The sequence below is a fragment of the uncultured Hymenobacter sp. genome (assembly GCF_964242765.1).
GTDB lineage: Bacteria > Bacteroidota > Bacteroidia > Cytophagales > Hymenobacteraceae > Hymenobacter.
The window spans coordinates 1-21,345 of the sequence record NZ_CAXTBM010000065.1 but is presented as its reverse complement, the minus strand read 5'-3'; the positions used below and the strand labels follow the sequence as shown (position 1 = coordinate 21,345).

Genomic DNA, 21,345 nt, shown 5'->3' with positions numbered 1-21,345 from the left:
GATAAGAGCGAGTTGTCAATTATTGGCTGCTCCCTCGGTTACCCATTTGCGCAACTGGCTGATGTCGCATTCAGCTAGCTTGGTGCCGCCTTTGGGCATGGGCGAATAGCCCGCCTCGTGGTTAACCGCCCCAATAAGACGGCCACTGAGGGCTACCGTCCGGACCTGCGCGTAGCTGCTTAGGTTCACTGCGCCGTTGGCAAAGCTGCTATTGTGGCAGGAGGTACAGTTTTTCTGTAGGAGCGGCGCCACGGTCAAGGCGTACGTGACATCGGCCGTGTTACAGGTGGGTGTCGGCACCTCGTCGGGCGTTTGATCTTCCCCGTTTTCGGAAGAGCAGGCAGTGAGTAAAAGGCCGGCACCCAGCAAAAGCATAAGTTTGTTGTCGTACATAGAGCGAGTGGATGTGGTGGTAAATCGAAAGAAGTAGGCTTGAGCAAGCGTCCCGTGTGCCTAGTTAGGTGTGGCGTTAAGGCGTTGCTACCAATCAGATATTGCCGATTCCGTCGCCTTCCGCCTTGCTACATTGCGCGCCATCGGGGCATAGTAGTAAAGCAGTAGGCCTTAATAGGTAGCTTGCTGGCGCGTCGTGCCATTGGGGCCATCGGGCCGCGTGATGACGCCAAAGTCACTGCTTTTAAGACTGGAAAGGAGCACCCGACCCGCTTCCAAACACACTGGCCACGTAGCAATGCAGTTGCCGCTACAGTAGATAGGTCGCATGGCGGCCGTTTGGTCTCGGCTGAAGGTGTAGAGCGTGTGCCCCTAGCTGTCAATCAAAAAAATCTTGAGGATGCTCTGATTGCTGGTTTTGTTGAGCTACACCAGACCACATGAGAAAGTGGGTGCGCAGAGCATAGCAAACCTGTCTAAGCATGATTTCTTAGAAAAAAGGATGAAGCAGAAACAAGAAGTCAGGTCAAGGGCATAGCTACGCCGCACACACCGGGTTCAGCAATGGCATACTTCACGTCCGACCGGAAAGAGGTGGCCCCGTCGCGAGCAGGACCAGATGAAAGCAAAGAAAACAGTGCCCGTAGGCTATGGTGAAAGAAAAAGCGGCCTACCGCAGCAGCCCGTATTTCACGGAAAAAGCAGCTCCCGCACTCGTCAAACGTACTTTTCCGGTGCCTACGCTGCCGAGGGGAAGTTGTAGAAATGGCTCGGCCTGTACCGACCAGCGGCTCCCGAGTGGGCGCTCCACCCCGCCCGATACGTTGAGCAGACCGAATACATGGTTTTTGCCCTTGTACACCTTCTCAACAGCCGTGCGAGGTTGGCCATTTACTTGATAGTCATAATCATAGCACTCGTAACGCATCAGCAGCGAAGTGAGCCCGACGCCAGCGAATACCGTGTAAGTAGGACGGCTAACAACATCGTAGCGTAGGTCCACCGGAATTTCGGTGACGCGGCAGTCAGCGTTTACTTCGTAGTCGCCCTGCCACCATTGCCAGGAATCGGGTATTGTGTAGTCAGAACTTGCTACTCCATAATTCTTGATACTTCGAGTTAGGGCGGTTCGTACGCGCAGTCGTGAGGTCAGCCGATACTCTAGCGTCACGCCTAAGTTGTTGCCGAACCGAGCGGTTTCAAGCCGGCGCACTGCGCTAAACGAGGGCGCCACCAGCACGCCTACTATTAGCCGATGAGCTGGCCGTTCCGGTCGTTTGGTTGCTGTTGAGTCAATAAGAACCGGTACTATGGGTAGTTTCTGCGCGTGCGTATTATCTGCTGTGGCAGTAGCAGGCAGCGCTGGCTGTTGCGCTAGTTCCGCGCGCTGGGGTGTCGATGGCGCTGAAGTAGGGGCAGTTTCTGCAAGCGGGCTATTTATCTGCCGGTGCTGGCGGCTATCCCACTCCTCTTCCTTGCGTAGCGCAGAAGTATTACCAGCTATTGCGGCCCCTTGTGTTTGCTCGGCGGCCAATACCTGGCGTTTCTGGAACGTTAGCGCACTTACAAGAGGGGGAGTGTATGCTCCTGCCCGCCGCCGAGTTGCTGCTAGGCGGCGCGAGAAAGTTGAAGTTGTTTGGTCAGCAGGAATTAAGGCTGGTTTGCTTACTTCCTTGTTGGTGAAAGACTTAGGTGCCATTGGTGCCAGCGGCGCGGTACTGACCGATGATTTCAGGGAAGTGGTAGGCTGCGTCGAAGAGGCTGGCGTGGAAGCTGCCGTAGCGTTGCTAGCAGCAGGTAGGACCGCAGAAGTTGACTGCCGCGCTACCTTAGCGCTTGGGTTCACCATCCGATAGCCTTGCCACAAGAGCAATAGCAGCGCTAGTACGGCCACCTCAAGCACAAACAAACGCACTACTTTCCGGCGCACCAATTGGTCGGTGGTTACCTTGTTTAGTTTCTCTTCCATGCGTAGCCAGTTGCCCAAAGGAATTTCCTCGGGGTACGCCTCGGCGCTGCGCCGGACTAGCTCGTCCAGCTCTTCATCCGACATATTTGGCGTAAGCATGATGTTTATTTTTTTTAAGAAGGATTTTTAGATGCTCGCGCGCTTTGAAAAGATTTGACTTGGAGGCGCCCACCGAAATGCCTAGCTGACTGCCAATTTCCTCGTGGGTATAGCCATCGATGACGTACATGTTGAACACCGCCCGGTAGGCTGGCGTTAGCTGCCCGATTAGCAGCAGCAATTCCTCGAAAGAAAGGTTGTCGAGGGGAGAGTGGCCATTGTCGGAATAAGATCCAGCCACCGAATCCAAATCCGCCTGGAAAGCGTGCCGGGAAGTGGCTCGAAACCGATCAATGGCCGTGTGCACCATAATTTTGCGAATCCAGCCGCGCAAAGAACCTGATACGTCGGCATGGCGCGTAATATCAAAGCGCGCTAAATCCTGAAAAACTTTCAGGAAGCCATCGTTTACGGCTTCCAACGCCACGTCCCGGTCATGGAGGTAGCGTAAGCAAACACTCAGGCCGTAGCTGTAGTAGAGCATATATAGCCGCCGCTGACTAGCCTGCTCCAGCCTTTGGCAGCCGGCCAGGATTTCAGTAAGTAGCGCAGAATCTAGTTCGAGGCTAGCCACAATAGCGGGGGAGAAGATTCATAAGGCCACTCGCAAGGCAGCTGAAAATGGTTGCTTAAAGCATAGAAAATATAATAAAAATCCACCTGCACCCTTTCATGGCACTTCTCATGCGGGGGTGACTTCGCTGCCCGACTCCCAACCGGAGAGTAGCAATTCCAGAGTACGTAGCACTTCTTCTGTACTGACAGGTCTTTCCAGGAGCGTAAGCGGCACCGATGAAAACAAGAAAGCCCGACCAATTGGCCGGGCTTTCTTGTTTTCACTAAGATTCTATGCTTACACCGTTGCCTTCGACAGCTTAGGCGCGTCGATGTCATCGGAAATACGGGTGGAGAGGTCGGTGCCCCGCTCACGGGCTTCCTTACGGCCGTAAGTGTCAAGGATGATCGGCGTTGCAATGAACAGCGACGAGTACGTACCGAAAACAATGCCCACCAGCATGGCGAACGAGAAGGAACGCAGCGTTTCACCCCCGAAGATGAACAACACGAGCACCACCAAGAACAGCGTCGTGAACGTAATCATGGTGCGCGAGAACGTGCTGTTCAAGGCCGGGTTCACCACTTGCGCAAACGTGAGCTTGGGATTCTCCCGCAGATACTCCCGGATTCGGTCGTAGATAACTACGGTGTCGTTCATCGAGAAACCAATGATAGTCAGCACGGCCGCTACGAAAATTTGGTCCATTTCGTAGTTCAGTCCGAACAGGCGCGCGATCGGGAAACAGGCAATAACGAGCAGCGCATCGTGGAACAGAGCCACTACGGCGGCCATCGAATACTGCCATTTCTCGAAGCGGAACAACACGTAGATGAAAATGCCCAGCAGCGTCAGGCCCAAGCTCAGCACCGAAGTGCGCTTGATGTCATCAGCAATGGTGGCGCCTACTTTCGACGTGCTGCGGATTTGCGGGTTGTCGGCACCGTACTGTTTCAAGCCAGCCAGCAGCGCAGTTTCCACTTTCTTGTCGGCTACTACGCTTTCGTCGTCGGCCAGGTAGCCGGTGGTGATGCGCAGACGGTTGGCGTTGCCGAACGTTTTCACTTCGGTGCCAGCACCCTGGAACGACTTCGTTACGACTTCGCGTACTTCCGAAGCCACTTCCGGTTTCGCGAAGTCCACCACGTAAGCCCGGCCCCCACGGAAGTCAACACCTAAGTTCGGACCACCTTGCACGGCCATCAGCACAAAGCCAAGGATGATGAAAGCAGCCGAGAAGGCGTAAGCAATTTTGCGCTTGCCTACGATATCGAAGTTCAAATTCTTGAACAAACGGCGGGAGAGGAAGGTCGAGAAGGTCATCTTGCTTACTTCCTTGCCTTTCACCAACCACTCGATGATGAGGCGCGAAATGTAAACGGCCGATAAGAACGAGGTGAAAATACCAATCAGCAGCGTCACGGCGAAGTTCTGCACTGGGCCCGTTCCGAAGATGAACAGGATCAAGGCGATGATAAGCGTCGTGACGTTGGAGTCGAAGATGGCCGAGAAGGCGCGGGCATAACCGGCGTTAATGGCATCGTGCAGGCGGTGGCCCTGGTCGAGTTCTTCCCGAATCCGTTCGAAAATCAATACGTTCGCATCCACTGACGAGGCGAATACCAGGATCAAACCGGCAATACCGGGCAGCGTGAGGGCGAACGAGAACTGAGCCAACACGCCCAGGATCAAGAACATGTTGAAGAGCAGCGCAGCGTCGGCTACCAGACCAGCACGGCCGTAGTAGAGCGCCATGAACGCCATAATGATAACCAAACCAGCCAGCGAAGAATACAAACCCTGGTTGATGGCTTCCTGACCGAGCGACGGTCCTACTACCGCTTCTTCCACAATGCGCGTAGGAGCCGGTAGCTTACCGGCTTTCAGGACGTTCGAGAGGTCTTGCGCTTCTTCGATCGAGAAGTTGCCCGAGATGCTGGTGTTGCCGCCGGCAATTTCCGACTGCACCACGGGGTCCGAGTACACGTAGTCGTCGAGCACGATACCTACCTGGCGGCCAATGTTGGCGCCGGTCATTTTCTGCCATCTTTTAGCGCCCGAAGGGTTCATGGCCATGCTCACTTCGGGGCGGCCACCTTGGTCGTAATCCTGGCGAGCATCAGCTACAACTTCACCACCTAGTGGCGCTTCGGTACCTGGCGCTTTGCGAATAGCATTCAGCTTCAAGTATTCCTGACCTTCAATTACCTCGGGTTTCACGCTCCAAAGCATGGTCAGGTTGGGGGGCAAAATGGCGCGAGCTTCTTGCGAGCGAAGGATGGCGTTCATCCGGGCCGTGTCGCGCAGGTTCACACCTAGCTGACCAGGAATTGGCATCGTGAACAGACGGGCCAACACTGAGTTTTGCTGAGGTTTCGTAGAATCAGCCTTAGCGGTAGCAGCAGCTTTCTTGTTGGCCAACTGGCTAGCCAGCGAAGTGGAGTCACCTTTAGCGGCCGTGGAATCGGTAACAGTGGCAGCCGTACCAGCAGCGGCCGTGGCCGGAGTGGCGGCGGTTTTCTCTTTGGCAATTAACGCTTGGTCGAGTTGCTGGAGGTAAGGGCCGAACTCATCCTGACGCCATACTTCCCAGAACTCCAACTTGGCTTGGCCTTGCAACAGCTTACGAACCCGGTCTGGGTTATCCACGCCGGGCAACTCCACTTGAATGCGGCCGGTGCCTTTCACACGCTGAATGCTCGGCTGGCTGGTACCGAACTTGTCGATACGGGTGCGGAGGATGTTGAACGAACGGTCGATGGCTTCTTCCACTTCCTTATCGATAGCGCCAAGCACTTTCTCGTTGGTGGAGTTGATGTCGATGCCACGGCTCTTATTGGTCGTGTTGGCGAAGACGCGGGCCAGGTTGTCGCCGGGGGCGACGTCGCGGTACGCCTGCGCAAACAACGTGGTGAAAGGCGTGGAAGGATTGGCTTTTTGGGCCGTCTGCGCTTGCTCCATGGCCCGGTTGAATTTGGGGTCTTTGGAGTTGCCACTCATGGCGCGCACAATTTCCACCGGCGATACTTCCAGCGTTACGTGCATGCCACCTTTCAGGTCAAGGCCCAGGCCAAGCTCCGAAGAGCGCACATCCCGATAAGTATAGTCGATGCCGAGCAGGCTGGTAACAGGGGCGCGCCATACCGAATCGAGGTAGTGCTGGCGGAGTGGCTGGTTCACTTGGCCGTTCTTGGTGGCGTACACCACGGCATCATTCTGCACCCGCCGCGAAATGAACGTGAAGGTCAGAAAGTAGATACACAGGGCCGACACGATAATCGTCAACCCGATGATTAGGCCTTTATTACGCATTGAGAAATAATAAATGTTGAAGCTTGGAAAGGAGGGTCTTGCCACTCAAAGGCTCCGCTGGGCAGTTATAAAATACCAGCGCAACAGCAAGACGAACAGATAGCCACCGCGGTATCAACCACGGACGGCCGCTCGAACCAAGCGGCGCTAGGGGGCCTGCGGCGAGAGGGCCGCTATTAAAAGCCGAGCGCGGAACACCGCGGCCGGACGAATGCCCAAGTGGGGGCGCGACGCGGCCAGCGCTCGGCGCATTGCGGGTAGCCAGCTATAAGGAGCGGGCCCCGGTAACCAGGCGTCGGTCGGTGGCGCGGTCTGCAAATCCACCGTGCCAACGGCTTCTAGCGTTACTTTCTGCTTCACCACGGCTACCTTGGTTGGCTGACCAACGCGCGTAGTTTTGCCCGTTGGCACCCGGAAGGTAGCAACGGCTTGGTGGTTAAGCGACAGCAAAAACAGCATGGTAGCTGTGAGCAGCGCAAAACGGAAGCGAGGCAAAAATTTGGTAATAAGCAGCAACATAGTCAACCCCAAGGCTACAAATATAAACAATTCAACAAGTGAAGTAAAGCCCAGCCTGCTAACTCCGCCCAAATTCAGGCAGAAATAATCTTTTTCAGAGAAAATGTATAGTCGGGTCTAGTACAGTTTACTTATCTGTAGCGGATAAGCCTTATTACGAATGATGCCAGTAACACCCTGTTGTTTGGCGCAGCCCGGTTCGTCATATAAGCCATGGTGGAATAAACCGCATTGTTTTGGTACCGTTCATAGAATTTATTGCCGACAGCGCAGTTATCGGCCAGGCCTGCGAGTGGAAGGCATTCAATAGCCTTACGTTGCAAGAAGCCCTGCAACGCTACAATCAGCTAAACTAGGGTGTTGCATGCACCCGTTTAAGGCAGCCTTCGGGTTTTTGAAAACTCAAAGACTACCAGCTAGAAGAATTACTGTACAATCTTCGATTTTAGGAAGGATACTAGCACCTCTAAGCCCCGGTCGAAATGCCGGTTGTTGGGGATGACGATGTCGGCATCTTGCTTGAACGGCCTGATGTATTTCTCGTAGGTAGGCGCTACATGGTTGGTGTAGCGGTACAGTACGTCTTCTAAATCGTAGCCTCGCTCGTCCCGGTCGCGCACGATGCGGCGCTGTAGTTTCACATGCTCTTCGGCATCGATATAGACCTTTAGATCTAGCAGCTTAGCTACTTCTTCGAAATAGAAAACAAAAATGCCCTCCACTACCACAATAGGCGAGGGCTGAAACACCAGTTCCCTAGGTTTCGCACTTGGGTTGTTGAACGTGTATTCTGGCCGGCGCACTTGTAGGCCTTGGCTAATGCGCAGCACATCAGACGCGTACGCCGCCGAGTCGATACTGGAAGGTAAATCGAAGTTGGTAACGCCTTGCGCATCAACCTGCTGGCTTTCTCGCGGATGGTAATAGTTGTCCTGCGAAATCAGGCAGATTTCCTCTTCGGAAAACGAAGCCAGCAGTCGGCGCAGAAAAGTGGTCTTGCCCGAGGCGCTACCGCCCGTAATACCGACGATGAAGGGATGTTGCATGAGGCGAATAAATGACCCGTACCGGTGGGGCCAACCCTGCAAAAGTAGTGAATTCGGGCCGTGGGGCCTTAGAGCCTTGTAGTCTCAGATAGATAATTTTGAACCAGCCTACCTAATCAGGCCTATACCACTTTCTTGAACTCCGTTGAAGTATAAAGCTTTAGCTGATAAAATGGCTATCAATCAACTGTCTGTTGCTGAGGCTTCATTTAAATAGCTTCTTGCTTTACAAACGCTACCAACCCCGCCACGGCCCGCGCGCGGTGGCTTATCTGATTTTTCTCGGGGGTAGTCATTTCGGCAAACGTACGACCATTGCCCTCCTGAGGACGAAACACCGGATCGTAGCCGAAGCCGCCGCTTCCGCTGGGAGTTTCCGTGATGATGCCTTCCACTACTCCCGCAAATTCGTGCACGGTGCCGTCCGGTAACACCAGTGCTACTACGGTCCGAAACTGAGCCGAACGGTCGGAGTGACCTTGCAATTCTTGCAGCAACTTCGCCACGTTATCAGCCGCCAGCCGCTGAGGGCCGGCGTAGCGGGCCGAGTACACACCGGGCGCCCCGTGCAAGGCTGTTACTTCCAAACCAGTGTCGTCGGCGAAGCAGGAAACTCCATAATGCTCCCATACATACAACGCCTTTTGCCGGGCATTGCCAGCCAGGGTGGCCTGCGTTTCTGGTAGCTCATCATGGCAGCCAATATCGGTTAAGCTCAGCAGTTCGGTGCCCACTGGCAGCAAGGGCCGTATTTCATCGAGCTTGTGAGAATTATTGGAAGCAAAGCAAAGGCGCATAACGACAGACAATGGAAGCGAAGTAAGGCACAAAAAAACCGGACTAGCCGGTGGAAAGGCGGCTTATAAATTCAGCCGACTCATTGTAGGTTCACTCTAGCGAAACATCGACTTGATGCTACCCCAGGAGCGCTGAACGGCGCTCGGAGTCTGACCTAAGGTGCTGGTATAGCTCTGGTCGCCGGTGGTGGTGCGCACTGTGAGCCGGTAAGTGAAAGGGCCACCCATAGCACCAGCGCTGTTGGCCGGGCCCCGGTACACGTCGGAATCAAGATACTGATAACGAGACTGTCCGGAAGGCGAAATGGTAGTCAACTTAGTGAAGGTCGGTTCGTTGTTGGCTTTACGGTAAAGGTCATAATTTTGAACGCCACTTTCGTTGGTCACTTCCCAAACTACACGCACGTTGGAGTTGTCGTAACTGGCCTGAAATAAAGTAATAGTCGCGCCGAAAGCTAGTGAAACACTTAGCAGTGCAAATAACAGGAGCGGAATACTAGCCTTATGAAGCATGGCAGTGAATAAGGAGGAGAGTAATAAATAAGAGATAAATAGCTCGAGAGCCACGTCAAAAATAAACATTTTACAATAACCCGCGCTTTACGGCCATGGAAACGCAGAAAAGATACTCAGGACTTTTGAAAGTTAAGCGTAACGTGTACTTTTGCAGTCCCTTCCGCAAAATCGGCAGGCAACCAGGTACAAACGGCATTTCGACCATGAAAAAGAACATTCACCCCGAGTATCGCGAAGTTGTGTTCCAGGACACCTCGAGCGGATTTAAATTCATCACCCGCTCGACGATGAACTCCAGCGAGACCGTTACGATGGAAGACGGTAAGAGCTACCCTGTTATCAAGGTGGAGGTGAGCAGCGAGTCGCACCCCTTCTACACCGGCAAAAACGTGCTCCTTGATACGGCTGGCCGCGTAGAGAAATTCCGCAACCGCTACCAGAAAAAATAACTACTTACTTCGAAACAACCAGTCTTGCTGGTTTCGAACAAGTGGTTTTGCATAACTCCTGTCGGCTTTGTCCGGCAGGAGTTTTTATTTGCGCCTGCATTAGGCCTTGAAATGATATAGGGCTTTAAAGCCGATGCTTCGCGCTGCGTTTTGCTATTAGAAACCAGAAAATCTACAATGCACGTTCTGCTTTTCGACGATCCTGCTATTCGGCCGCACTTGCTGCCTTTTACCTTCACGCGGCCCATAGCGGGTTTGCGCTGTGGCATTCTTACACTAGCCGAAAAATGGCAGCACCGGTTGCAATTACCCGTTGGCTACCTCACGGAGCTGTATTTGCAAGCGAAATACCCGGCTGGTTTCACCCAAGGGCCAGCACTGGTAATCAACGGCGCCATCTGCCCCGACGACCTGCTAACGCATCAGGTGCAAAGTTTGCAAGCTGGGGAAGCGCTCTATAGCGAACAGACGCTGGTAGCAGCCCACTTAGCTGATGCGTCGTTGGTTGCAGAACTAGTTCAGGACGGGTTTCGGAAAACGCATGAAGTAGCGGAGCCGGTTACCATTATTCAAGAGGTGTGGCACCTTTTTTTGTACAACGGCGCCGAAATTCGCCGCGACTTCGATCTGCTGACGAAAGGTCGCCAATCGGAGCCAGTGGGGGATGCGCATACCATCGTTTACGCTCCGGAAAATATCTTTATCGAACCCGGAGTCAAAATTAGGGCGGCTATTTTGAACGCCGAGAATGGGCCAATTTATTTAGGTAAGAATTCGCAGGTTCATGAAGGGGCCATCATTCGGGGGCCGTTTACGCTAGGCGCACATTCACATATCAACCCTGGTGCTAAAATGCGCGGCGACAACACCGTGGGCCCGTATTGCAAAGTAGGGGGCGAAGTGGCCAACAGCATTTTCTTCGGGTACAGCAACAAGGGCCATGAAGGGTACCTGGGCAACTCGGTCATTGGAGAGTGGTGCAATTTAGGGGCCGATACCAACACGTCGAACCTGAAAAACAACTACGCGGACGTTAAAATCTGGAGCCATATGGCGGGGCGCTTCGTGAATACTGGGCAGCAGTTTTGCGGCCTCATGATGGGCGACCATAGCAAATGCGGCATCAACACCATGTTCAACACGGGTACGGTAGTAGGCGTAGCGGCCAATATTTTTGGGGCGGGCTTTCCGCGCACCTTTATCCCCAGCTTTAGTTGGGGCGGGGCGGCAGGCTTCGAGACGTTCAAGCTGCCCAAAGTAACTGAAGTAGCGGAGCGCGTCATGGCCCGCCGCCAACTAGAGTATGACGCCGTGGAGCAAGCCATCATGCAAAATGTATTCGAGGCCACGGCGAAAGACCGAGTATGGGAGAAAGCAACGAAGAGCAGTGCTTGATAAGCAAGGACTAGAGTTCCGGCGCACTATTCATTTCCTATCAACTACGTATGCGTTTCTCTGAAATTCCGGGCCAGCAGCAGGTCAAGCAAGTATTGGTGCAATCAGTGCGACGCAACCACGTGGCACACGCGCAGCTGTTTCGGGGGGCCGAAGGATCTGGCGCGTTGGCCTTAGCACTGGCGTATGGTACGTTTCTGAACTGCGAAGCGCGCGGCCCCGAAGACGATGATTCGTGCGGGAAATGCCCAAGCTGCCAGAAAATCGACAAGCTCGTGCATCCTGACCTGAACTTTATTATGCCCGTCACGACCACCAAGGCCGTAGCCAAGGACGCCACCAGTAGCAAGTTCATGGCCGAATGGCGCAGTTTCGTACTCGACAACCCCTACCAGGGGCTCAACGACTGGATGCAGCATATTGGGGCTGAAAACAAGCAAGGCAGTATTTCCAAAGAAGAAAGCCTGCAATTGTTGAAGCTAGTATCGTTAAAAGCGTTTGAGGCAAAGTTCAAGATTGTGGTGGTTTGGTTGCCGGAACTGATGCACCCGGCCGCCGCCAATGCGGTGCTGAAGCTGTTGGAAGAGCCGCCACCCGCTACCGTCTTTCTATTGGTAAGCTACGCGCCCGAGCAGTTGCTGCCAACCATTATCAGTAGAGTGCAGCCCGTGGTAGTGCGCCCGCTCTCGGAAAACCAACTAACCAACTGGCTGCACACCGCGCACCAAGTTTCGGAAGTGAAGGCGCGACAGTTGGCGCAATTATCGGAAGGCAACCCCGGAGCGGCTCTCGCAGCTCAAAACGCCGCCACCGCCGACCACGATTATTTCACGCTTTTTGTGAAGTGGATGCGTCTCTGCTACAGCAACAACGTGAGCGAGATGCTGGTCACTAGCGACGACTTTCAGAAGCTTGGCCGCGAGAATCAAAAAGAGTTCATGCAGTTTGCTTTGGTGCTGTTGCGCAAAGTGCTGCTCTATGGGCTCGATCCCCAACTGGTGCCTCACTTGCCGACCACTGAACAGCAGTTTGTCAGCGGGTTTAGCCGCTTTGTCACGCCCCGAAATGCCGACCCCCTTACGCGCGAGCTAAACGACGCACACTACCATATTGAGCGTAATGCCAATCCGCGCATGGTGTTCGTGGATATGTCGTTGCGGGTGGCAGAGTTGTTAAAAACCGCTGCCTAATGCCTGAAAACGCAATAAATACAGTTTGCTAAAAAGCTATAGCTAGTGCTAATCAAGCTATAGGCAGTGGTGGCGAGTTAGGAGCAGTATCTTTATCCGCCGCAAAGTCGGAGATTGAAATAGCTTCACCAAATCCGGTAGTATTTTAGGACGCACTCATTAGCTCTGCTGTTCTAGACGCCTGACAAGCTGTATAGTCTGATGCTGCGGTAGTAGCCTCGTTTACATTTAAACTACTGGATTCGTACTCTTGAAAAAGACCGTTCGCATTGGCACCCGAGGTAGCAGGCTGGCCCTGTGGCAAGCTAACCACGTAGCCGCTTGCTTGGAGCAAGCCGGCATTATGACCGAAATTGTTGTCATCACTACTACCGGCGACATGGTGCTGGACCGTTCGCTCGATAAAATTGGAGCGAAGGGAGTGTTCACCGAAGAGTTGGAAGTCGGCTTGCGCACGGGGCACGTCGATATTGCCGTACACAGCGCCAAAGATGTGCAGAGCACCATCCCGGCGGATTTAGAACTGTTTGCCTTCATGGAACGCGAGCAGGTTAATGATGTGGTCGTTAGCTTCCAAACTGATCTGGACCTCCACAAACCTGGTTTGGTGTTGGGCACGAGTAGTACCCGCCGGAAGGCTATGTTGAAGCGGTTTTTGCCCAATGCTACCACCGCTGAAGCCCGCGGTAACCTCCAAACTCGCTTACGCAAGCTCGAAGAAGGCCAATATGATGCTCTGGTGCTAGCCTACGCTGGCGTGCACCGGATGGAGTACGATACACTTATCCGCCACACACTACCCGAAACGCAGTTTGTACCTGCTACCGGCCAAGGCAGTGTGGCTATCGAGTGCGCCCGCAGCATGGAGCAGGAACTGAAGCTGGAGCTTCAACGGATTCTCGACCATGGTCCCACTCATATCTGCTTAGCAGCAGAACGAGCATTTCTGCGCACCATGGAAGGCGGATGTAGTATTCCTTCCTTTGCATTAGCAACGCTCACTACTGCCGGCACCGTCCAGCTTCATGGTGGCCTCATCAGCCTTGACGGCGAGCAACTACTCGAGGAAGTGCAGTCTGCCGCCACCACCGATGCCGATGCGCTGGGTGTACAAGTGGCCGAGCAAATACTAGCCCGCGGCGGCCAACAAATTCTAGACAATATTCGCCAAGCCCGCACGGTGGCGTAGTTTCTAGTCTCCATTAACACGAAACGTCCTGCTCGCTTCGGCATGCAAATGCCAGCGCGAGCAGGACGTTCTAATTATTGAAAGCTTAGCGGGAAACTTTCTAGCTCCTAGTAGGAGGCTGCTAAAAATTAGCCTTGCACTCTTTCCCTTCGGTGGAACAGGGCGTAGAGGAGCAGGGCGAAAACAGCACCGCTCGTATCGGCCAGCATATCTTTTTGGGCATCCCAGATGTCGCCTTGGCTGCCGAGGAAAGCCGCACCGGCGTCGCCACCAGCTACCTCAGCGTATACCCATTCGATTAGCTCGTAAGCCATAGCTACCGTCCCAATGACGCAGAGAGGAAACAGATAACTAATAGCCCGGCTACGAATCGTGCCGTAGCGGTCTGTTAGCTCGATGATGGCGTAGGCATAGAAGCCCACCGAAAAGTGTGCTACCCGGTCGTACATATTGCGCTTAAAGCCGAATAAGGTGTTAAACCAGTCAAAGGGCACCTTCTCGAACGTGTAGTGCCCACCCACGGTGTGCATAAACAGTAATATGCTCATCAAGGCATACGCCAAGTTCGAGAACCGAACGCCGCGCAGGTACAAGACCACCAGGGCCACGACAATCAGGAAAATAGGCACGTTTTCGGCCCACCAAGTGCCGCGCTCTACCGGGTTGATGCCTAGCACAGTAAATTCTACCACGTACAAGAGCAGCAATAGCTTCGGAAACCAGTGGGTCCGTGGGGCCACTAAAGGCGTAAGCGTGTCGTTCATGAAAAGTCGAAAAAAGTGAGCGGGACCGTTGGCGCACCATACGGTAACTCCACAGTTTCGTCGGGAGTTGCTGAAGTTATTTTGTGATTCAAGACAAGGCCTGCAAGTATATCTGAATGTCAGAGCCCGCCAACGGTTCAAGTAAGCGGTTATAAATAGGCGCTTTAAGTACTGTACTTATGATTGAAACGCAACGTCTGCTTTTGCGCCCCTGGCAACCTCAGGACCAGTACACTTTGCTTGATCTGCTGGAAAACAACCGTGCGCGACTCGCAATTGACTTCCCTAAAACGCTGGCTGCCGTGCGTGATTCGACAACGGCCGCCACCTTCATCGAGGAAAAAATGAACGAATGGCATGCCCGTGCTAGCTACCAGTTTGGCATTTGGGAAACTGCTACCAATCAGTGCGTCGGGCTTTTCAGCTTCAAGAACATTGATTGGAGCGTACCCAAGGTTGAACTAGCTTACTTGTTATCAGTTGATGCTGAAGGCCGCGGGCTAATGCTAGAAGCAGCCCAAGCAGGCCTAACGTGGGGCTTCGACCATCTGAGCCTTGAGCGTGTGTACTGCAATGCTCGCCTCGCTAATTACCGCAGCGGAATACTAGCTGAGCGTTTGGGTTTTCAACGGGAAGGGGTGTTGCGCCAAGCGTTTCGTGGGGGCGACGGCCAACTCTACGACACCACTATTTATGGGCTGCTTCGCACTGATTTTATGGCGCCACCCGCCGAAACAACTTAATTTCGCCGCATTAACCTTTCGTGTTTACTACTTTATGAATCTTACTTCTCGTTTCTCGACGCTGCTGTGCGTTGTTCTGTTGTTGCTGATGGCTCCGGCCTTACAGGCTGCCAAACGTCCTAAATTCAGCAAGAAAGACAAGCTAGTTACCATCAGCACCTCGCTCGGCGACATTAAGTTGGTGCTCTTCGATGCTACGCCCAAGCACAAGGCCAATTTTCTGAAGCTGGCCGAAGCCGGTTCCTATAACGGCACCACTTTCCACCGGGTCATTCCAAACTTCATGATTCAAGGGGGCGACGCCAACTCCAAAGATTCAGACCCCGACAACGATGGCATGGGCCAACCCAACGACCCTACTATTCCGGCCGAAATTCGCCCCGAGTTCAAGCACAAATTTGGCGCTGTAGCCGCTGCCCGCCAAGGCGACTTCGTGAATCCAGAACGGGCCAGCAGTTCCTCACAATTTTTCCTTGTGCAAAACCACCAAGGCACGCCTCATCTTGATGGCCAGTACACGGTATATGGCCAAGTAATTAGTGGCCTCGACGTACTGGATAAAATAGCTACCCAACCTAAAAACGAGCGGGACCGGCCCCTTACCGACATCAAAATGACGCTGAAAGTCGAGAAGCTCAAGAAAAAGAAAATCACGGAGTTGTACGGATATCAGTATCAGTGAAACGATTGAAGGACAAGTCTTTCGGTGAGCTAGTACCAGTATGGTAGTAGCACAGATTCAATAACTCAGCTACCCAGCCATTTCTACATGCGTGTTTTAATTACGGGTTCCAACGGCTTGCTAGGGCAGAAACTGGTTGCGCTGCTTCGCCAACTGCCTGATGTAGAATTGGTAGCTACCTCTCGCGGCCGCAACAAACTCGCCCAACTTTATCCGGACGTGCGCTTTGTGTTGCTGGACGTAACCAATCAGCAACAGGTAGAGGACGTAGTGGCGCAGGAGCAGCCCACGCACCTTATTCACACCGCAGCCATGACCAACGTGGATGAGTGTGAGTTGAATCAAGAGTCCTGCTGGCAACAGAATGTTACGGCGGTTGAGTACCTGGTAGCAGCCTGTGTTGCGCACGGTGTTCACCTCACGCACGTTAGCACCGATTTTGTTTTCAGTGGTGAAGCGGGTCCTTTAGCTGAGGATGCGCTACCAGCTCCCATCAATTTTTACGGCAAAAGCAAGTTGGCTGCCGAACGAGTTGTGCAAGCCAGTAGCACAGCGTGGGTTATTGTGCGCACTGTGTTGGTTTACGGCACCGCGCACGAGTATGGCCGCACCAACATTGTGCTATGGGTGCGGGACTCCTTGCGCGCTCATAAACAAATCAAAGTCGTCGACGATCAATTCCGCACGCCTACTTTGGCTGAGGACCTCGCTCAAGGCTGCTGGCTCGCTGCTAAGCACAATGCTTCAGGCATCTACCATATCAGCAGCAACGAACTTTTTACGCCGTACCAAATGGCGCTTCAGGTAGCCGATTATTTTCAACTCGACAAGTCGCTCATTAGTAGAGTGGATGGCAGTACCTTTTCGCAGCCCGCCAAACGACCACCGCGTACGGGGTTCATCATCAGTAAAGCACAGCAGGAGCTAGGCTATCAGCCTCACGATTTCTGGGATGGAATTGCCTTGCTAGCACGTCAGACAGAGTAAGTGTAACGTAAGGCCATAATCTTTTACTGCACTGTGTTTTAGCTCTACGTAGTAATATACTACCTTGACACGCAGAAGCCGAACGCAAAAACCCCGCAAGCAGAGCCAGCGGGGTTTTCACACACCTATTGCAACATTGTTCACTGACTTTCCTGCTCCCTTAGCAGAGAAAGCCGTAATAAAAATCACCTTTATCTAGATTCCAATAATACTGTTCCTACAAAGAGTCCTCCAATCAACATTGCTTCTCCAGCACGTAGTGCCAGTTCACCAGTTACAAAGGGTACTATTTCTCCATCAATTGTTTGAAAACCGAACATAGTAGGAGCAACCCGTTGACGAGCAGCTGTTTCCAAAAGCAAGTAACGCAATGCGTATCCCTGCCGACGCTTGAGTAGTAGTGACGCCATTAGTACCTAGGGCAAACAGCGAGAAGAAGTAGCTTGTGTGCGGTGCTTTATCCTTTAGCACATTACAAAACTAGGCCTATACGTAAGGGAAGTAAAGGAAAAAGCTCTCTTATTTGTGACTAGTGATTATGCGAATATAATTGTGACTTAACGGGACCGTTATATTGCTGGCGGCTGCACAATGCGCTGATATAGGCTTTCTTGCACCAAACAAAATCTTAATTGTAAATCAGAACTTGTGTCGACAAACGCATGCTTTGTGACATTGGGTGGGTCGAAGTTTTAGCGTTTATTGAGGAGCAGTAGTTGCCGAAGTGAAAGTGTGGTCGCTAAAAGGCAGATGGTGGGAAACAAGAAAAGCCACCAAGAAGAAGAGGCGAAACGACTCAGCGCTAACAATCTTCCCCAACTCGGAATTTCGGTAGGCAGGCCCACACCTAGAAATGAGAGAGTGGTTTCGAGAACGATGAAGGCAGCAATACTGAGAGGCAAACCGGTAAGGACAGGTTGCAATACGTTAGGCAGCAGATGATTGCGCATAATATGCCATGATGATAAGCCTGCGGCACGTGCAGCTTCAAAGTAGGACAACTGGCGCACGCGGCGCACTTCGGCCCGCACCAATCGCGCTGGTTGAGTCCAGGAAGTAAAGGCTAGTAGCAGCACCAAGCTTAGTTGGGTGACTTTGAAAGCTGCTGCTACGGTGAGGATAAGCAACAGCCGAGGAATAGCTGCTAGCAAAACGATGGCAGTCTGCATCAACCAATCTAACGGTAATGCTACAGGGCGACGCAGAATGTGAAAGCGTACCAAGAACCTGCCGGCTAAAAGAGCAGTAGCACTCAGCATGAGCGGCCACCAAACCGCAGCTATACTCGCCTGGGGCGCTTTAAATAAGGTGAAACCTGCAACAGCACAGCTTATAGCCAGCCAATAAGCCAGTGCAAAACGCAACCGTGTATTGCCCCAATAGCCCACTAGCAGCCCGATTCCGGTACCCAGTCCAGTTGCTAAGCCTGCGGCTGGCAAGCTTACTAGCAGTGTAGTGCGTGCGCCGTAAACCAGAGCCGCCGCTACGTCCTCTCCTAGCTGATCGGTTCCTAGCCAATGACCCGGAGTAAGGGGGGAGGCATTGCTGTTCGGTAGGTCGGGTGCAAGAAGGAACTCCGGTAGCAAATTAGCGAGGGCCGCTGCAACCCCTAGTAGTAGTAGCCAAAGCACAGCCAACTTGCTCTGCCAACTTAACTTGCCTGTCCAGTAAGGCCTGCTCTTCATGGACTGGAGACGCGGAGGCGCGGGTCGGTGAGTTGATGCAGCCAATCAGCCAAAGACAGCATAAGTTGGCGCGTAACTACCACTACTAGAACGCCACCCAGTAGTACGGGATAGTCGCGAGCGGCAGCGGCTTCGGCTAACAGATGTCCCATACCTGGCAGTGCAAAAATAAATTCCACTACCACCGCGCCCGCCAGCAAATTGGGTAGTACCTCAGTGAAAAGCGTAAGAGTAGGTAGTAAGGCATTGCGCAGCCCATGGTGCCAAAGAGCCTGCTTTCTCGTTAAGCCTTTAGCTTGAGCTGTTAAAATATAGTCGAATCGCGCCTCTTGACGTAGCGCGTCGGCGAGTTGGAGAGTTGGTTCGGTAAGGCCACTAAGCACAAGGCTGGCGAGTGGCAAGACAATAAACATGGGATACTGTAGAATCAAACCAACGCCGCTGCCATCCTCTTCGAAACCAAGGCCAAAAGCTGGGAATAAAGCAAAATAATCTGGGGTGGCCAGAAGCAGAAGCAGAAGCAGTGCTACTACAAAAAGAGGCAACGCATCAAGCGCGTATAGGGCCGTGTACAGCCAGTGGGAGCCAGAACGTGAAGCTAGCCAAACCCCCAGCGGTATTGAAATGCCAATAATAAGCAGCGCTGCCAGACAGGCGAGCGGCGCTGTAACCAGCCAAGCCTGAGTAAGCGAGGTGGTTACCGGCTCCTCTGTGCTGTAGGAGTAACCCAGATTGCCACGCAGCAAACCACTCAGCCAGCGATGGTATTGATTGTGTACTCCGTTCCACTGCCAGCGCCAACCCAACAAAGTATTAGGTGAGCTTGATGAAAAATAGAATACAGGATTCGCCAACCCTAATCGCTGTTTGAGAGCTGCTTGAGCAGCCGTCGTTTGCGACAACGACGGTATCTCGCCGCCGGTTGTTGTTTCCGAGAAGCGAATCAATAGTCGTTGCTCACCGGGCAACGTGCTAGTTAGTACAAAGAGCAGCGAGATGAGCCCCCACACGGCAAACACCAACCGTACTAGTCGCAATAATATGCGCCTCATCTATCTATCTTTTACGTTCCCGACAAAGCTGACGATAAGTTAAGCACATCGTATCCAGGCCGAACCCTGAGAGGTTTCACTCCACGCAGTTGCTTAGAGGCAATTAGACGGTTGCGAATGAAAAACAACACCACTAATGGCGAATCCTGGCGGATTTGCAACTGAAATCGGCGCAACAGCTTAATCCGGCGTGACTCATCTTGCTCGTATACAATAGCCTCCATCAACTGGTCGGCTACTTTCGACTGATACCGAGGGAAATTGCCGATTCCGATGCTACGAGAGTGTAGCACTGGCATAAAGTTGTACGTGAGAGGGCTGCCAGATGCGGTACGGATATACAAATCAGTATTCCCATTGATTAACTGTTGTTTATACAGTTGCTCTTCTGTAGGACTCAATTTCACTGCAACGCCTAACTGAGCAGCAGCGGCCCGAAACTGCCGAGCTACCGCCTCGTAGTCGGGGACGCCGGCGAGGTAGCTGATACTCAGGTCTAGCGTTTCGGTAGCACTGCGCTTCCAACTGCCGTCTGAGCGCCGTTGCCAGCCTGCTTGACGCAATAACTCGGCTGCTTGACGTAAATCGTAGGGTATCAACGGTAGGCTGTCGTTGTAGGCAGGCTTTTCATATGGGCTTATCAGGCTAACACTACGATAAGCCAACCCAGGCTGGGTAGCTTGCATTAGCCCTGGTACGTCAAAGAGCAAACTGAGCGCCCGTCGGGTGAGCGCATCACGCAGAAGCGGACGTTGCGTATTGAATCCTACCGTCATCATCTGGTAGGAGTCAGCGGTGTAAAAGGCCAACTGGGTTGTGTCGGCGGAATGCCGCAACTGTTTGAAGTCGCGCGCTGTGGGCATAGGATAAAGATCTATGTCGCCACGACGCAGAGCTAACAGGGCCTGCGCGTTATCCGGTATAATTTGATAGTCGAGGCGTGAAGCATGCGCTTGCAACCAGACTGGCGGTGCCTTGAGTTGTGTAGCCCACCACCGAGCTTTACGTTGTAGCCGTACATAACGACCCTTTTCCCACGCTTTGAGCGTATAAGGACCACAACCCGGCAGGCGCTCAGGGTGTTGGCCGAAACTACTTTGCCGATAACGACGCGCGAAACTACGCAAAGCGGGATAGCGGCGTACGGCGGCGACAGTATCACTATGGAGCAGGGAAAGGGGTATCGCCTGCAATTGCTTCTGCGGGTCTAGAATGTATTCGGGCAGAATAGCATAGTCACCGGAAGAAAAAATGATGTCGCGTGAAGCGGTGCGGCATATCAGAGTGAAACGCCGCGGGTTCTGGTTGTCTAACTCTATGTCGGTTACGAACCCATATTGAGTGCGCGCATACTCGGTAGACAACCCAGGGCAGTTAAAAACTTTCAGTGTGAATGCCACATCACGAGCCAGCACGGGCTGACCATTATCCCAGGTAGCTTCAGGCCGCAGCGTATAGGTAAGTAGCGTTAGCGAATCGCGTTGACTTACAATAGGCAGTGTCTGAGCTAGCCAGGGAGAAAACTGTTGGCTTGAATCGCCTACAAGTAGACTGCAATGCAGCAGATTCAGAATTTCTGCGGCTTGCGGCTTACTTGCCACAAGTGGATCTAGAGTTTGCGGATCAGTGGACCATCGAATTCGGACGGCCTCCGGTTTGAAAGGAGAAGTGCAGCCGGTAACTCCGCAGGTACTGAGCAGAAGGAATAGAAAGACTTTCTGTATGTATCGCGTCATTAGCTACCAGCATCCAACAAGATCAGCCAGCAAGATAGCCAAGATTCTCGGCGCGAACATATATCCGCAAAGTCGCTACGCGGAAACTAATTTGCCCGACCAGCCACCGCTGCCATGCTCGGCTGATGCAACCCCCGACCAGCCACCGCTGCCATGCTCGGCTGATGCAACCCCTGACCAGCCACCGCTGCCATGCTCGGCTGATGCAACCCCCGACCAGCCACCGCTGCCATGCTCGGCTGATGCAACCCCCGACCAGCCACCGC

General features: G+C 53.1%; 21 protein-coding genes and 1 pseudogene. 7 read left to right on the top strand and 15 right to left on the bottom strand.

Annotated features, from left to right (window positions below; genetic code table 11):
- Positions 1-15 precede the first annotated feature (15 nt).
- The 9 genes and pseudogenes from ACFE7X_RS20745 to ACFE7X_RS20705 all read right to left on the bottom strand — a co-directional run bounded on the left by ACFE7X_RS20745 (position 16) and on the right by ACFE7X_RS20705 (position 9,204).
- Positions 16-393 carry a hypothetical protein gene (locus tag ACFE7X_RS20745; RefSeq protein WP_375437601.1) on the bottom strand — a complete coding sequence of 126 codons (378 nt, stop codon included), beginning with the start codon at positions 391-393 and terminating at the stop codon, positions 16-18.
- Between the two features lie 171 nt (positions 394-564).
- Positions 565-753: pseudogene (locus ACFE7X_RS20740) on the bottom strand (hypothetical protein); the annotation flags it as partial.
- A 310-nt stretch (positions 754-1,063) separates the two neighbouring features.
- Entirely contained in the window at positions 1,064-2,461 is a 1,398-nt protein-coding gene (locus ACFE7X_RS20735; RefSeq protein WP_375437600.1) for a hypothetical protein, read from the bottom strand.
- The gene (locus ACFE7X_RS20730; RefSeq protein WP_375437599.1) at positions 2,436-3,035 is read right to left on the bottom strand and encodes an RNA polymerase sigma factor; all 600 of its coding nucleotides are present in this window, start codon (positions 3,033-3,035) and stop codon (positions 2,436-2,438) included. The genes ACFE7X_RS20735 and ACFE7X_RS20730 overlap by 26 nt, the downstream gene beginning before the upstream one ends.
- Before the next feature lie 279 nt (positions 3,036-3,314).
- The gene (gene secDF / locus ACFE7X_RS20725; protein ID WP_375437598.1) at positions 3,315-6,329 is read right to left on the bottom strand and encodes a protein translocase subunit SecDF; all 3,015 of its coding nucleotides are present in this window, start codon (positions 6,327-6,329) and stop codon (positions 3,315-3,317) included.
- A gap of 147 nt (positions 6,330-6,476) precedes the next feature.
- Complete coding sequence (locus ACFE7X_RS20720) at positions 6,477-6,848, bottom strand: hypothetical protein (RefSeq protein WP_375437597.1); 372 nt, start codon at positions 6,846-6,848, stop codon at positions 6,477-6,479.
- 425 nt (positions 6,849-7,273) lie between these two features.
- A complete protein-coding gene (udk, locus tag ACFE7X_RS20715) occupies positions 7,274-7,894 on the bottom strand; it encodes a uridine kinase (protein WP_375437596.1) in 621 nt (206 codons plus the stop codon).
- A gap of 209 nt (positions 7,895-8,103) precedes the next feature.
- Entirely contained in the window at positions 8,104-8,691 is a 588-nt protein-coding gene (gene rdgB / locus ACFE7X_RS20710; RefSeq protein WP_375437595.1) for an RdgB/HAM1 family non-canonical purine NTP pyrophosphatase, read from the bottom strand.
- A gap of 96 nt (positions 8,692-8,787) precedes the next feature.
- On the bottom strand, positions 8,788-9,204 hold the full coding sequence (locus ACFE7X_RS20705) for a hypothetical protein (RefSeq protein ID WP_375437594.1): 417 nt from the start codon (positions 9,202-9,204) through the stop codon (positions 8,788-8,790).
- A gap of 206 nt (positions 9,205-9,410) precedes the next feature.
- Here ACFE7X_RS20705 and ACFE7X_RS20700 point away from each other — a divergent pair, with 206 nt between their 5' ends.
- The 4 genes from ACFE7X_RS20700 to hemC all read left to right on the top strand — a co-directional run bounded on the left by ACFE7X_RS20700 (position 9,411) and on the right by hemC (position 13,430).
- Positions 9,411-9,656 (top strand): type B 50S ribosomal protein L31, encoded by a 246-nt coding sequence (locus ACFE7X_RS20700; protein ID WP_375437593.1) that lies wholly within the window; start codon positions 9,411-9,413, stop codon positions 9,654-9,656.
- Between the two features lie 177 nt (positions 9,657-9,833).
- Positions 9,834-11,051, top strand: coding sequence for a GlmU family protein (locus tag ACFE7X_RS20695; protein WP_375437592.1), 1,218 nt, complete (start codon positions 9,834-9,836; stop codon positions 11,049-11,051).
- Positions 11,052-11,101: 50 nt separating this feature from the next.
- The gene (locus tag ACFE7X_RS20690) at positions 11,102-12,241 is read left to right on the top strand and encodes an ATP-binding protein (protein ID WP_375437591.1); all 1,140 of its coding nucleotides are present in this window, start codon (positions 11,102-11,104) and stop codon (positions 12,239-12,241) included.
- 250 nt (positions 12,242-12,491) lie between these two features.
- Complete coding sequence (gene hemC / locus ACFE7X_RS20685) at positions 12,492-13,430, top strand: hydroxymethylbilane synthase (RefSeq protein WP_375437590.1); 939 nt, start codon at positions 12,492-12,494, stop codon at positions 13,428-13,430.
- Positions 13,431-13,558: 128 nt separating this feature from the next.
- Here hemC and ACFE7X_RS20680 read toward each other — a convergent pair whose 3' ends face one another.
- Positions 13,559-14,194 carry a DUF2238 domain-containing protein gene (locus tag ACFE7X_RS20680; RefSeq protein ID WP_375437589.1) on the bottom strand — a complete coding sequence of 212 codons (636 nt, stop codon included), beginning with the start codon at positions 14,192-14,194 and terminating at the stop codon, positions 13,559-13,561.
- 179 nt (positions 14,195-14,373) lie between these two features.
- Between ACFE7X_RS20680 and ACFE7X_RS20675 the strand changes: the two genes are divergently transcribed.
- From ACFE7X_RS20675 to ACFE7X_RS20665, 3 genes are all read left to right on the top strand, one after another.
- Positions 14,374-14,937 (top strand): GNAT family N-acetyltransferase, encoded by a 564-nt coding sequence (locus ACFE7X_RS20675; RefSeq protein WP_375437588.1) that lies wholly within the window; start codon positions 14,374-14,376, stop codon positions 14,935-14,937.
- A gap of 34 nt (positions 14,938-14,971) precedes the next feature.
- Positions 14,972-15,619, top strand: a complete 648-nt coding sequence (locus tag ACFE7X_RS20670; protein ID WP_375437587.1) for a peptidylprolyl isomerase — start codon at positions 14,972-14,974, stop codon at positions 15,617-15,619.
- Between the two features lie 87 nt (positions 15,620-15,706).
- Positions 15,707-16,606, top strand: coding sequence for an SDR family oxidoreductase (locus ACFE7X_RS20665; protein ID WP_375437586.1), 900 nt, complete (start codon positions 15,707-15,709; stop codon positions 16,604-16,606).
- Positions 16,607-16,797: 191 nt separating this feature from the next.
- On the opposite strand, the gene ACFE7X_RS20660 is transcribed toward ACFE7X_RS20665, so the two are convergent.
- The 5 genes from ACFE7X_RS20660 to ACFE7X_RS20640 all read right to left on the bottom strand — a co-directional run.
- Entirely contained in the window at positions 16,798-16,962 is a 165-nt protein-coding gene (locus ACFE7X_RS20660) for a hypothetical protein (protein ID WP_375437585.1), read from the bottom strand.
- A 336-nt stretch (positions 16,963-17,298) separates the two neighbouring features.
- Positions 17,299-17,970 (bottom strand): ABC transporter permease, encoded by a 672-nt coding sequence (locus ACFE7X_RS20655; RefSeq protein ID WP_375437584.1) that lies wholly within the window; start codon positions 17,968-17,970, stop codon positions 17,299-17,301.
- A gap of 317 nt (positions 17,971-18,287) precedes the next feature.
- A complete protein-coding gene (locus ACFE7X_RS20650; RefSeq protein ID WP_375437583.1) occupies positions 18,288-19,343 on the bottom strand; it encodes an ABC transporter permease in 1,056 nt (351 codons plus the stop codon).
- Between the two features lie 11 nt (positions 19,344-19,354).
- A complete protein-coding gene (locus tag ACFE7X_RS20645) occupies positions 19,355-21,079 on the bottom strand; it encodes an ABC transporter substrate-binding protein (RefSeq protein WP_375437582.1) in 1,725 nt (574 codons plus the stop codon).
- Between the two features lie 86 nt (positions 21,080-21,165).
- Positions 21,166-21,345: hypothetical protein (locus ACFE7X_RS20640; RefSeq protein ID WP_375437581.1), on the bottom strand; the 180-nt coding region annotated here is incomplete at its 5' end.